The sequence below is a fragment of the Acinetobacter sp. TYF_19 genome (genome assembly GCF_043105125.1).
GTDB lineage: Bacteria > Pseudomonadota > Gammaproteobacteria > Pseudomonadales > Moraxellaceae > Acinetobacter > Acinetobacter johnsonii.
This window is the reverse complement of the sequence record NZ_JBICLH010000084.1, coordinates 76502-89473: the sequence shown is the minus strand read 5'-3', so window position 1 is coordinate 89473 and position 12972 is coordinate 76502. Positions and strand designations below refer to the sequence as shown.

The window sequence follows — 12972 nt, the reverse complement described above, 5'->3', positions numbered from 1 at the left end:
TCAAACTCATATGCATCACTTATTGCGCTTCTAAAATACGAATTTGCACATGAGCAACTGCACCTTCGGTTGCTTGAGCATGTTGCTGCATATTGACACTGTGCATATGGGTTTCTAAATGCTGCATGCTTTCCCATTTTTCATACATCATGATTGAAAACGGTACTTTGGTTTGTAATGGACTCTCAACAGCAGGATGGTCGATATGCACATCATAGAGATGGCAACCGGGCTCTTGTAATACTTGCTCACGGATGTTGTTGAATGAATCAAGAACCGTTGTAAAATCTTGCTCTGAATGACAAATAATTTCAGCAATGACAGTTAACATGGTCACTTCTCCCGATTAAGCAAAAACTTGCGTCAAATGGTCACGGTACTGTGCCATATAGGCTTCAACGTCAGGTGCTTTAATCACATCATTGACAATAAAAGTCGGTAAGGTTTGCATCCCTAAAAATTGATTGGCTTTGTGAAAAGGTAAATAAACCCCGTCGACCCCAACCCCATGAAAAAATTATTCAGCGTCGTTAAATGCATCCATCGGTGCATTCCATGTCAACGACAGCATATAGTTTTTATCGTGAATCAGACCGCCTGAACCATACTTTTTTGAAGCATCGGAACGTGAGCGACCATCATTGGCATACAGACTACCGTGCCCTTCGGTAAAGACATCATCGATATATTTTTTCACAGTCCATGGTGCACCCATCCACCAACCCGGCATTTGGTAAATCACGGTGTCTGCCCACAGAAATTTCTCCACTTCAGCTTTTGCATCATATTCGCTGTCGGCACGGGTCACTTGAACCTGATGTCCTAAGTCTGACAACACCTCTTGTGCAAGTTCAGTTAAGGTATCGTTTAACTGACCATTCGAGTGTGCAAAGGTTTTTGCACCGTTAATTAATAAAATATTTTTCATTGGAAGAGCCTAAAAGCCAAAATCTATGTAGGCACTATAGAGACTCTGTTCTGCGCTAAAAAGTAGTGAATTTGCAAAATATTATTGACTAAATATCAACAATAAACTTTAAAGTATAAAAAAAAAGCGCCTTTCGGCGCTTCTTCAATGCATCAAAATTAAGGAATTAGACCTTCATCTCGCATTGCAATTTGTACTGACTGACGTTCAGCCACTTTATTACGGATAAAGATAATATTTTTATACGGTGATAAGTCATGTTCGATGCCATTTGACCAATTGGTGAGGACAAATAAATACGCATCTGCGGGGCCAAAATTATCATCGACCAAATAGTCATGATCCGACTCACCAATTTGTTTGTCGATATAACTAAGTAAACGATCAATCTCTGCATAGGCTTTTTCTTTGGCAACAGCGTCTAATGGCGCACCAAAGAAAACGGCATAAGCATCGTGCAATTCAGAGTTTAAATAACCTAACCATTCTAAAACTTTGGCACGCCCCAAACCCGATGGCGGAATAAGATCTTGTTTTGGATCATGTTGTGCTAAAAATGGCAAAATGGCTACATTTTCAGTCAGAATCAAACCTGGATTAATCTCTAAAGCGGGTACATATCCTTTTGGATTAATTTCGTAATAATCAGCACCTTTTTCTGTTTTATGTGTTTTTAAATCTACTCGGACTAAATCAAAGTCAACATTAATTTCATTGAGGATAATGTGCGCCGCAAGCGAGCACGCACCCGGTGCATAATAAAGCTTCATATCTGATCCTTGTTATAACTCTATTCTCTGTTTTAAATGGCTTCTAACAAACTTTCAAGTGATCAAAACCTGTAAATTGCAAAAAAGCGTAAACGAAAAATCATTCGTTCGCCTATTGAATATTGTCTAATTCACATTTTTTTTCAAGTACAACAACACTGCAATTTGCAACAGAGTTGTTTTATCATAGCCCCCTTGACCCTAAAATGAATTTGATCTGTGATTAGCTTTAAAAAAGATGAATGGTTTTCTAACATTCGTACCGATGTTCTTGCTGGTTTAGTGGTAGGACTTGCCCTGATTCCCGAATCTATTGCTTTTTCAGCAATTGCAGGTGTAGACCCTCAAGTCGGACTGTATGCCTCCTTTTGTATCGCAGTGAGCATTGCTTTTTTTGGCGGTCGTCCAGCCATGATTTCAGCAGCAACAGGCGCGATGGCTCTACTCATGATCACTCTGGTCAAAGAGCATGGCCTACAGTATTTACTGGCGGCAACCATTCTCACTGGTGTCATTCAGATCATTGCGGGTTATTTTAAAGTTGCCAAACTGATGCGTTTTGTGTCGCAGTCGGTGGTGTATGGCTTTTTAAATGCATTGGCGATTTTAATCTTCATGGCACAGCTTCCAGAACTCAGCCAAATGAATCACTGGGGTTATGCATTTGTCGCTCTTGGCCTCGCTGTCATTTATCTGTTTCCCTATCTGCCTAAAGTAGGGAAAACCATTCCTTCACCGCTCATTTGTATTCTCGTCCTGACCGCTTTGGCGCTGTTTTTAGGCACAGACATGCGTATGGTCAGTGACTTAGGTCATTTCCCCGATACTTTACCTGTTTTTCTACTACCTGATATTCCACTAACCCTTGAAACGCTGCAAATTGTCTTCCCTTACGCCATCACATTAGCGACCGTCGGTTTGCTTGAAACAATGATGACCACCACGGTGGTAAATGAAGTTACAGGCACTGAAGGTGATCGTCATCAAGAATGTCGTGGACAAGGCATGGCCAATATTGTGAGCGGTTTTATGGGCGGTATGGCAGGCTGTGCCATGATTGGACAATCTGTGATTAATGTCAGCTCTGGTGCACGTACTCGGCTTTCAACCTTAGTGGCTGGTGTGTTTTTACTGTGTTTGGTGGTGTTTTTTAAAGACTGGCTGTCTTATATTCCAATGGCAGCTTTGGTTGCCATTATGATCATGGTGGCATTTACAACCTTTCAATGGGACTCGGTTAAAAACTTTTCTAAACACCCGCTACAAAGTAATGTGGTGATGTTGAGTGTCGTAATGATTGTCTTAGCCACGCATAATCTTGCCTTGGGTGTCTTTGTCGGAGTTTTACTGTCCGCATTATTTTTCATCAATAAACTGGAAAGTACGGTTCATGTTCAGTCTGAACTGCATAATCATACCCGTCGCTATGTAGTGAGTGGTCAAATTTTCTTTAGCAGTTCAGAGAAGTTCTTTCAGTTTTTTGACTTTAACGAACATATTCAGAAGGTTGAAATTGAACTTAGTAATGCACATATTTGGGATATGACTTCAGTCAATATGTTAAATGCTGTGGTTGAAAAGTTTGAAGCCCACGGTGTTGTGGTCGAGGTGTTAGGCTTAAATGAAGCCAGCAGCACCCTCATTGACCGCATCAGCTCATAAAATTGAAACCATAGACAAAATAAAAGGGCGATGACGCCCTTTTATTGTCAATAAAGCGAGTTAAGACTGATTCTTGCGACGTCTTAAACTGCCATACAATGCCAAACTAATTAATCCTAATGCAGTCCACAGCCCTGTACTTCCCGCACTGGTTTTATCATCGTTAACCACTGCATCATTTAAGTCTAAATCTACAATCACAGGATCATGGTCAGAAGAACGGTAAGCATCGTCCGCATAGAATGCAACAATTTGCTCCTCAGTTTTATATTCTTCGTTATAGTCCAGTGCAGTCGGTTCATCTGCATTGATATGCCATGCAAATGCTTTTTTCACCAATGGATAAAGTGCTGCATCAGCAATCGCATGATCCAGATTTCCTGCACCACCATAACCTTGAGTATTACTGGCTACACCAAAGACATAGCTATAAGCAGTTTTCCCCTGACCAATTTTTTCATCATTCAACAGCACTTTATAGTTGGCTTGTTCAAGCGCCAAAATTGGATCTTCTTTGGCATAACTGTTCATATCCCCCAACAGTAAGACATTCGGTTTACTTACCTGTGTTGGATTTTTCGCGACCCATTGCATTAACGCTTGTACCGCTTTAACGCGGGTTGGATTCCAGCAACCTTGACCATCGCCCTGATCTGCCTCTATCGAAGTTTTATCATCTGGACAGCTACCTTTAGACTTCAAATGGTTCGGAATAACCGTAAAAGTCTTCCCGCCTGATAAGGCTTGAAAGGTCTGCGCCATCGTGACTCGGTTTTTCTGGCTCTGGTCATCAAAGACCGCTGCGGCATTGATTGGTTTGACACGCTTGGCATTATAAATAATGGCAACAGCAATCGCATCGGTTCCAAGTTTTTCAGCATTCGGAGGTATTACATATTTCCAGTCGCTTCCAAGCGCCTGAGCTAAATAAGCAACTGCGCTACGCTCACCATAACCATTGTTGGCAATTTCCATCAGACCATAAACATCCGCATCAATCGCTTTTAATGCACTGACAATTTTCTGATGTTGCTTTTTAAACTCAGCTTCGGAACTTGCACCACGTTCAGTTGGAAAACCTTGTGCCAAACCATTGTCATAATTCAGTACGTTAAATGCTGCCACACGAACTTGTTGTGTAGCCTTTGCTGAAACGCTCGCACGTGGGTTTATCGTGTCTAAGACTTGCGGCACTGTTGCACCAAGCACAGGTTGAATTCGCCATTGGTTATAGCGGTATTCTAAAATGCCTTGTACATTTTGCAGTTGTGCGCCTGTACGTAGGGTGTTTTTAGCACTAAAGATCGTTGGCAACCACGGCGTTCTGTTCTGATTGTTATAACCATCATCCAAAATGAGTTTAGACCGTAAATTTTGTTGTGCCAGTGCTTTGGCTTCCGTTGAATGGGCCGGATATAAATTGGTTGGGATATATAAACGCGCAGGGCTTAAAGCCAACTGACCATAACGCCCATAATCATAGTTTTCACTGACAGTTAAAGTTTGAGGAATATTAACCAACATGCCTTGATAGCGTTTTGGTGCATGGCCTGACATTTCAGTCAAATTATCAAAGGGCAAATTGATCGCCATTGGTATAACCCAATCTCTCGCCGAAGGATTACAGACATTAATATCACTGCTTAAATCTTGAAGCTGCAGTTGGTTTTGATAGGTTTTTAACTTGCCTTTGAAAATGACTTCCTGCCCGACTTGCCCACCTGTCACGCGACTTGAAGAGGGAACATAGACAAACACCGCATTGCTAGTATTGGCTTGGGCTTGAACATCAGGTGTTTGTACAAAGAAACCTGAGAAACCATTGTTATAACGATAATCAGCCGTAATTACGCCTTTCACCACATATTCTTCATCTTGCACTGCACTTTGCAATGCCGCAATTGGGGTCGCTGTCGTACTACAGCTCACAGTACTTAGCGGCGGTGCAGTACTTTCAGCCAGATAACTGGAAAATGCATTTCGGTCTGACCATTTTTCCCATGCCGATACCAAATCAAACGGTGCGGTAACGTCAATCCCTGCACTGGAAACATGATTACTTAATAGTGTGCGTTTAAAACTATTCGCTGTTGCAACACTACCCCATCCAGTGCTTGGTCTTTCACCCACTGTGCCAAAGCGGTCTATCGCAACGCCATTATGATAAAGCACCAAAGCATCGTCACCATTGAAAGCTAAGTTCGCCTGCTGTTGCACCGCATCGCCCAGAGCTTCTTTTAAAGCAGAATGCCCGACTAGATAATACCCCTTTGCTGCCAATTGCCCTGTCAAACTCACCGTCAAATTTGCACTGCTACTGCCATTTGCGTATTGCTTGATCTGATATTCTGCCAAGTTGACCGTCGTCGGATCTGGATTATAAATTTCCAATCCTTTCTTATTTGAAGTTCCATCTACATACTGACTAAACAATAACTGTGCATACGCAGGAAAAGAACAACTCGCTAAAATCAGGCTCAGGCTTAATATCTGTGGCTTAAAATTTTTCATCATTTTTTATCAGTTGGTTAAATCAGCTGGCAGGTTAATTTTTATTCGTTACATCATGATTAATAAATGATGACAGTTTCTAGGCTGCGCAAACATGGTGGTGCCGAATTTAATAAATTCTGAGTAAAAAATTTGACTTGTCCTGCTCAGGACTTACAATACCGCTTTCGAATTTCTACATCTGCCAAAATTATGACGAATGATCAATTAGACCAGCAAGTCGTCGAGCTAGACAACTTAAATGAACACCGCGAAATTGTGACATTTATGCGTCGTTCATCTCCGCTGAACACCTCGCAACGCACTGCGCTTGAACAATATGGTCACATGATTTTGGAATATCCTGTAGGTGACCTACGCCAGCAGTTTGAACATCCAGAGCGTCCGCTCACGGTTGAAATTGGCTTTGGTATGGGACGTTCATTGGTCTTGATGGCACAGGCCAACCCTGAACGTAACTATGTCGGGATTGAAGTGCATGTTCCAGGTATCGCGCAATGTGTGTATGAAGCTGGAATTGCAGGTTTAACCAATCTTCGTCTTTTAGATGCAGATGCTATTCAAGTATTACGTGAAATGCCAGATAACAGCATCAACGCTGTGCAACTGTACTTCCCAGACCCATGGCAGAAAAAACGCCACTTCAAACGTCGTTTCGTTTCCCATGACCGTATGCCACTGGTTGAGCAAAAGCTAGAAATGGGTGGCACATTCCACGCAGCGACAGACTGGGAACCGTATGCAGAGTGGATGATTGATGTACTCGATAACCGTCCAAATCTTGAAAATATGGCAGGTAAAGGCAACAGCTACCCTCGCCCAGACTGGCGCCCACAAACTAAATTTGAACGTCGTGGACTCGAAGAAGGTCATAAGATCAACGACTTCTTATTTAAGAAAATTAAATAAATTTTAGATCTTCAAAAAATAGGGCCTAGAGCCCTATTTTTTATGCTTAAAAATGTTAAAACACATGCCTAATTTCCACCGTTGCATCATGTTCATCCAAACGTTTTACCAAAATATGTAAACGTCGTGTCGGCACTGCGGGAAACAAATGATGTTCCACATGATAAAACATGTTGTAGGTCACGACCCGTTTAAACTCATTACGCACAGTACGCGCCATATACACATGATCTTCCGTATCATGATGTACCGTCCACACCGCAAAAAACGCCGTCATACATTGCCCAATTAACATGGCACTGACATGATATTTTAAAATACTGATATCCAAGATCACAAAAACCAAAAACAATACAATGACGTTGGCAACCAGTTCAGCAGACATCCATTTTTTCTGGGTTTTAGTCCCAACCTCAAAGGCTTTTTTATGCAACATCCATGGAAAAACTGGGCCAAAAAGCAAAGCTTGCCACCACTTCATGGTTGCACTTTTCGCTTCAATATCTTCCTCCTGCATACAGTGCTGATGGTGTCGCAGGTGATTAATTTGTACTGCATGCATCGAGCCCAACATAACGATGCTTAAAACAAACATGACCCAATGGGTCGCAGGTCGGCTAATACCTAAGGCAAAATGAAAAGCGTTATGCACCTGCCTTAGCCCTGTTAAGAAAAACATAAACGAGCAAAACAGCGCCAAGACATACCACTGTAAACCTGCAAAAATGAAAGAGACGATCAACCACGGTAAAGAGATAAATAACTCACTAATCACATCGCTACGGCCTAACTGAACGAGATCTTTCCACTGCACTTGTTCTAATAATGAATGTGAACGCATACACCCTCTATTTGTATTTATTTTAAGCAACACTGTACCGAATCTTAGGACATAAAAAAAGCCACGTTTTCAGTGGCTTTGCTTGTTCTTTGTGACTCACTTCTTCGCTTATTATTTTAAATATCAACGGTGACGTTGACTGATCTGCTGACTCATTAAGGCATACACTTCAGCAAGATCCGCTCGTTGAGCTTGCGCAAGCATCTGTTGATGCATCTGTAGAATATTCTGATCCTGACGCATCGCAGGGCCAGTTTGCATCTGCTTCGGATCATTCTGTGTGGCTTTCTGTGCGGTTTCTAAGATCAAGGGATACAAGAGATTAAAATCGACCTGCTCTGCATCCACCACTTGTTTTGCCATGTCATAGCAATAATTACTAAAATTACAGGCAAAAACAGCCGCTAAATGCAAACTTAGACGCTGCGCAGAGCTATAACTATACACGCGTTGGCTCAGGCTTTCTGCCAGTATATGTAGTCTTTGAAGATCCGTATTTTCAGTGGCTTCTACAAACAACGGTGTATTTGACCAATCAATTTCACGTTCTAAGCTAAAGGTCTGTAAGGGATAAAAAACTCCTGCACGTGCATGTTTCGTCGACAAAACTGAAAGTGCTGTACTCCCTGAAGTATGTACAATCAACACATTCGGCAGATATTCAGTCAATGCCGAAATCACGCTTGGAATAGACTGATCACTTACTGCAATCATCACCAAATCCACATCAACATTTAACTGCTGAAAATGACTGACCGCCTTTGCATGTACGACTTGCGCCAAATCTGTAGCTTTGTCGAAGCTTCGGCTATAAATATTGATGATTTCATGCTGAGACATCAGGGCTTTGGCTAAATGATGAGCCACCCGCCCGGCTCCAATTAAACTGATCCGCATCTTCATTTCACTATTTTAAAGTGCCTACAGCATGCCAATAAAAAAAGGATGAAGCAATTCATCCTTTTTTATTAAATTGACACTGACCAACTAAAACTTACGCAGGGTCAAAATCTGTTCACTACGACCAAATGGCCCTTGCTCATCGTGCAAAACCGCACTGGTTAAACCGATACCATCATCACCATATTGCTGCGTCGCTTCCAAACCTAACCATTTCCCTTGGGGTAAACGGTATAAATGCAGTTGTAGGTCTAAATTGGGAAAGCCCCATCCAGATGCTGGATTTTGACGTGGGACAATACCGTTGGCTGTATCGACCATCCCCAGTAAACGCACAAAACTCGATGTGTCCTGAGCTTCCACCATATCCAAATCATTATGTAACCAAACAATGCCTTTACCAGCACGGTGCCCTTCTGCCGCACGTGTCTCAATACTCTGGATATAACCACCCGGCCAGCATTTCATCCCATCCCACACCGGCAAAGTTTCAGGATGTACAATCGATTGATCTTCTAGCCCTGCAATTGCACTGGTATCTTGCTTCATCATTTTCCAAGCACGGGCCACAATACAGGTCTTCCCTTTTGCCTGCATTTCCGCCTCGATCAGTTCAATGGTTTTTCCAGCACGAATGACACGGGTATGCACGGTAAACTCACCAAAAGCGATCAGTCCAAAAATATCTAAACTCACGCGTCCAATGCGCATCTCATCGCGTGGTTGAAACTGCTCTAACTCCGCACACAAAACCCCTGTTGCAGGTGCCATGTGCTGTTCATGCGGATTCCATGCGCCTTGTGCATGAATATTGGAAAGATAAGATGCCGTACAGCTCCCATCACTGTGCTGTTCACGATTTAAAAGTTGATAATAGGCTGCCATGTGATTCCTTAATTCTTATCCTTAAAATGTATCTTTTTACTGCAATTGGTTTTTACTTTTGTGCAAAAAAACCATAATAATTCAACAGTTGACTATAAGTTCGTACTTCATTAAATCCAACTTTAGTCAGAAGCTCTCGCATCTGGCTGACCGAGACCAAATAAAAATCTTGTTGTAGCCGCTCAATCATTTTTTCACTCTGTATCACTGTCAAACCATTGCTCTGACATAAGGTTTGTAGAACCTTGAGTTCAGTGTCATCACTAGAGCTCATCAAGTCATAGCTGAGTAAAATAGCTTGTGTTTTAAGACAGCGTAAAATGTCGGCAAAGAAGAATGGCTTTGCTTCAAGTGGAATAAAATGCGCCACCAATATGGCTAAAGCGGCATCAAACTGTGCACTTGCCTGTAATGCCGTCGTCGTATCACCATGCACAAAGTGAACCCGCGTTAAATCTCTATGGGTCTCGCTCAATAACTGCTGCGCTTTTTCAATCATAGTCAAAGACGGGTCGACAGCGGTAAAACTCCACGTCGGATGCTGCGCCAACAAATATGAAAGCTCATAACCTGTACCACATCCTACAATCAATACGTGCGCATGTTCTGGTAAATGTGTTTTTAAATGGCTTGAATTTGCAGATGAACCAACTCATAACCTGGAATGAGCTTACGAATATGTTGATCATAACCATCCACTACAGTTTGACTCTGAAAGTCTTTCGCCATTTTATTGTTCACTCTTCTACTTTTATTCGTCGCCCTAAATCTACACTTTCATCACCGCATGTTCTAGCACTTAAGCCACAGCCATAGCATCGACCGTTAACTCAACAAGTTGCGGTTTGGCTTTTTCTGCATGTAAACCCAGTTTTTGAAAGAGTTGTTGATCCTTGCCTTGTGCTGTATTTGGCGTAGTCAGCAATTTTTCACCAGAAAACAGTGAGTTTGCACCTGCCATAAAAGCCAAAGCTTGGTCGGCATCGGACAGCGATTCACGTCCTGCGGACAGACGAATATAGCTTTTCGGCATAATGATACGTGCTACCGCAATAGTGCGAATCCACTCGGTCACATCTAACTTTTCAACTTCTGCCAAAGGCGTACCTTGCATAGGAACCAGCATGTTGATCGGCACAGATTCGGGATGTATCGGTAAAGTCGCCAATTCAAACAATAAGCCAATTCTATCTTTGGTCTCTTCGCCTAGGCCAACAATCCCGCCACTACACACTTTTAAGCCTGCCTCTCGAACATGACTTAAGGTATCCAAACGGTCATCAAAACTACGGGTACTAATCACATTTGGATAGTACTCACGAGACGTGTCTAAGTTATGGTTGTAATAATCGAGTCCTGCACCTTTTAAACGTTCGGCTTGTGAAGCATTCAGCATGCCTAGCGTCATACAGGTTTCTAAACCCAATGCTTTAACTTCGCGCACCATATCCAAGACATAAGGCATATCGCGCTCATGTGGATTTCGCCATGCCGCGCCCATACAAAACCGTGTAGAACCCGAGGCTTTCGCCTGCTGTGCTTCGCTAATGACCTTTTCAACCGCAATTCTTTTTTCAGCTTCAAGCTTTGAGTCATAGCGCGCAGACTGTGAACAGTATTTGCAGTCTTCAGGGCATTTTCCTGTTTTGATCGACAGCAAAGTACTGACTTGAATGGCATTCGCTTCAAAGTACTGACGATGAATTTGCTGTGCTTGAAAGACCAAATCTAAAAAAGGCTGTTGGTAGAGTGCTTGTATTTCAGCGCGAGTCCAATCATTTCTCAGGTGCATATGCTATTCCTTTTGCTTTTCACTTCGGACTTTCCTTTGGCTTTAACCCAGCAAAGGAAAGTCCGTCTTCAACCTTATGCGATTTCTTTCAAATCCAGTTCATTACGCATAAATTCCTGCAATTTAAACTTCTGCGCTTTGCCCGAAGCCGTCATTGGGAACTCATTAAAAAACCGGACATAACGTGGAACTTTATTGTGTGAAATATGTTCCACACAGTACTGACGAATCGACTCTTCAGTAATTTCATGATGCTCATGTAAAATAATACATGCACACAACTCTTCACCATAACGCGCATCTGGCAGACCAATCACTTGGACATCACTGACATCAGGATGGGTATATAAAAAGTCTTCGATTTCTTTCGGGAATAAGTTTTCTCCGCCACGAATGACCACATCCTTAATTCGGCCTTTAATTTTCACAAAGCCTGCTTCGTCCATTTCTGCGATGTCACCCGTATGCATCCAGCGTGCTGAATCAATCACTTCTTGTGACTTCTCATGGTCTTCCCAATAACCCAACATTACCGAATAGCCACGAACACATAGTTCACCCAACTGACCGCGCGGCACGACTTTGCCTTGCTCATCTACAATTTTAATTTCAAGATGTGGATGGACACGCCCTACGGTTCCGACCCGTTGTTCAACTGAATCTGAAGTTGAACTTTGTGCACTAACCGGTGCCGTTTCAGTCATACCATAACAAATGGTAATTTCGGACATGTGCATCCGATCAATAACACGTTGCATAATTTCACGTGGGCACGGACTACCCGCCATAATGCCTGTACGTAAACTAGAAAGATCAAAATCATCAAACTGTTCATGCTCTAAAATGGCAATGAACATGGTCGGTACACCGTATGCAGCCGTACATTTTTCTTGCTGAATGGCTTTTAACGTTTCTAAAGGATTAAACACCGCCGATGGATAGACCATGGTTGAACCATGCGTAATACAGGCCAAATTACCCATCACCATACCGAAACAGTGAAAGAGCGGTACAGAAATACAGACTCGATCGGCAGGACTTAAGTGAATGGCTTCACCAACAAAATAACCATTATTGAGAATATTATTATGTGTCAGCATTGTGCCTTTCGGGTTACCTGTGGTGCCCGAAGTAAACTGGATATTGATGGTTTCATCAAACTGCGATTCGCTTGCAACAAGCTCTAATTGATTGAGCTGTCTCTTGCTGGGGGGAGTAAGCAAATCGCTAAAACGATGCAAACCCGTATGCTCTTCTTCATCAATTTTAATAATATATTTCAAATGTGGCAGTCGTTCTGCCTTTAACACTTTATTTTCAGCACCTTTAATTTCAGGGGCAATTTTCATTAAAATATCTTGATAATTCGTGCTTTTAAATTGCGATGCAATGACCAAGCCCTTACAAGAAACTTTATTCAACACATATTCGAGCTCATTACTTTTATAGGCAGGGTTCAAGTTGACTAAAATGATACCTGCTTTAAACGCAGCAAACTGGGTAATCGTCCATTCCACACAGTTCGGTGACCAAATCGCAAGTCGATCGCCTTTTTTCAAGCCCAGCTTCAGTAAACTACAGGCAAATGCATTGACCTGAGCTTGTAATTCCTTATACGTGAGTCTGACATTTTGATGCAGGCTGACAACAGCATCTTGTTCCGCATACTGCTGACAAGCCTGATCAAATTTCTCACCAATCGTCATGCCTAATAGGGGCTGACTGCTCGTTCCATAGGCATAACTTAACCGTTCTTGTGTCATCGAATCGATCT

Annotated in this window: 10 protein-coding genes and 2 pseudogenes; 2 read left to right on the top strand and 10 right to left on the bottom strand. The window is 42.3% G+C overall.

What is annotated here, in order from left to right; translation table 11 throughout:
- Positions 1 to 19: 19 nt before the first annotated feature.
- The 3 genes and pseudogenes from ACF8FD_RS13315 to ACF8FD_RS13305 form a co-directional block, all read right to left on the bottom strand.
- Entirely contained in the window at positions 20 to 331 is a 312-nt protein-coding gene (locus ACF8FD_RS13315) for a putative quinol monooxygenase (protein ID WP_078426211.1), read from the bottom strand.
- A gap of 15 nt (positions 332 to 346) precedes the next feature.
- A pseudogene (locus tag ACF8FD_RS13310) lies at positions 347 to 928 on the bottom strand (NAD(P)H-dependent oxidoreductase).
- Between the two features lie 158 nt (positions 929 to 1086).
- Positions 1087 to 1698 carry a glutathione S-transferase N-terminal domain-containing protein gene (locus tag ACF8FD_RS13305; RefSeq protein WP_176537955.1) on the bottom strand — a complete coding sequence of 204 codons (612 nt, stop codon included), beginning with the start codon at positions 1696 to 1698 and terminating at the stop codon, positions 1087 to 1089.
- Between the two features lie 219 nt (positions 1699 to 1917).
- On the opposite strand from ACF8FD_RS13305, the gene ACF8FD_RS13300 reads away from it, so the two are divergent.
- Positions 1918 to 3360, top strand: coding sequence for a SulP family inorganic anion transporter (locus tag ACF8FD_RS13300; protein WP_392453469.1), 1443 nt, complete (start codon positions 1918 to 1920; stop codon positions 3358 to 3360).
- Between the two features lie 60 nt (positions 3361 to 3420).
- On the opposite strand, the gene ACF8FD_RS13295 is transcribed toward ACF8FD_RS13300, so the two are convergent.
- Positions 3421 to 5871, bottom strand: a complete 2451-nt coding sequence (locus ACF8FD_RS13295; RefSeq protein WP_205668097.1) for an ExeM/NucH family extracellular endonuclease — start codon at positions 5869 to 5871, stop codon at positions 3421 to 3423.
- Between the two features lie 192 nt (positions 5872 to 6063).
- On the opposite strand from ACF8FD_RS13295, the gene trmB reads away from it, so the two are divergent.
- Complete coding sequence (gene trmB / locus ACF8FD_RS13290) at positions 6064 to 6780, top strand: tRNA (guanosine(46)-N7)-methyltransferase TrmB (protein ID WP_005400603.1); 717 nt, start codon at positions 6064 to 6066, stop codon at positions 6778 to 6780.
- A gap of 55 nt (positions 6781 to 6835) precedes the next feature.
- Here trmB and ACF8FD_RS13285 read toward each other — a convergent pair whose 3' ends face one another.
- The 6 genes and pseudogenes from ACF8FD_RS13285 to ACF8FD_RS13260 form a co-directional block, all read right to left on the bottom strand.
- Entirely contained in the window at positions 6836 to 7621 is a 786-nt protein-coding gene (locus ACF8FD_RS13285; protein WP_234304758.1) for a fatty acid desaturase, read from the bottom strand.
- Between the two features lie 123 nt (positions 7622 to 7744).
- The gene (locus ACF8FD_RS13280) at positions 7745 to 8518 is read right to left on the bottom strand and encodes a Rossmann-like and DUF2520 domain-containing protein (protein ID WP_234304757.1); all 774 of its coding nucleotides are present in this window, start codon (positions 8516 to 8518) and stop codon (positions 7745 to 7747) included.
- 90 nt (positions 8519 to 8608) lie between these two features.
- A complete protein-coding gene (locus tag ACF8FD_RS13275) occupies positions 8609 to 9406 on the bottom strand; it encodes a thioesterase family protein (RefSeq protein WP_234304756.1) in 798 nt (265 codons plus the stop codon).
- A gap of 52 nt (positions 9407 to 9458) precedes the next feature.
- Positions 9459 to 10135, bottom strand: a pseudogene (locus ACF8FD_RS13270) (class I SAM-dependent methyltransferase).
- A 70-nt stretch (positions 10136 to 10205) separates the two neighbouring features.
- The gene (gene bioB / locus ACF8FD_RS13265) at positions 10206 to 11198 is read right to left on the bottom strand and encodes a biotin synthase BioB (RefSeq protein WP_279732365.1); all 993 of its coding nucleotides are present in this window, start codon (positions 11196 to 11198) and stop codon (positions 10206 to 10208) included.
- Positions 11199 to 11272: 74 nt separating this feature from the next.
- Positions 11273 to 12961: an AMP-binding protein gene (locus tag ACF8FD_RS13260; RefSeq protein WP_279732364.1), complete on the bottom strand. Its 1689-nt coding sequence runs from the start codon at positions 12959 to 12961 to the stop codon at positions 11273 to 11275.
- Positions 12962 to 12972 lie beyond the last annotated feature (11 nt).

Bases quoted from the DNA above. Each gene is read 5' to 3' on its own strand.
- ACF8FD_RS13260 (WP_279732364.1), bottom strand. From the start codon at position 12,961: ATGACACAAGAACGGTTAAGTTATGCCTATGGAACGAGCAGTCAGCCC.
- ACF8FD_RS13315 (WP_078426211.1), bottom strand. From the start codon at position 331: ATGTTAACTGTCATTGCTGAAATTATTTGTCATTCAGAGCAAGATTTT.
- ACF8FD_RS13275 (WP_234304756.1), bottom strand. From the start codon at position 9,406: ATGGCAGCCTATTATCAACTTTTAAATCGTGAACAGCACAGTGATGGG.
- bioB (WP_279732365.1), bottom strand. From the start codon at position 11,198: ATGCACCTGAGAAATGATTGGACTCGCGCTGAAATACAAGCACTCTAC.
- ACF8FD_RS13305 (WP_176537955.1), bottom strand. From the start codon at position 1,698: ATGAAGCTTTATTATGCACCGGGTGCGTGCTCGCTTGCGGCGCACATT.
- ACF8FD_RS13285 (WP_234304758.1), bottom strand. From the start codon at position 7,621: ATGCGTTCACATTCATTATTAGAACAAGTGCAGTGGAAAGATCTCGTT.
- ACF8FD_RS13295 (WP_205668097.1), bottom strand. From the start codon at position 5,871: ATGAAAAATTTTAAGCCACAGATATTAAGCCTGAGCCTGATTTTAGCG.
- ACF8FD_RS13280 (WP_234304757.1), bottom strand. From the start codon at position 8,518: ATGCGGATCAGTTTAATTGGAGCCGGGCGGGTGGCTCATCATTTAGCC.
- trmB (WP_005400603.1), top strand. From the start codon at position 6,064: ATGACGAATGATCAATTAGACCAGCAAGTCGTCGAGCTAGACAACTTA.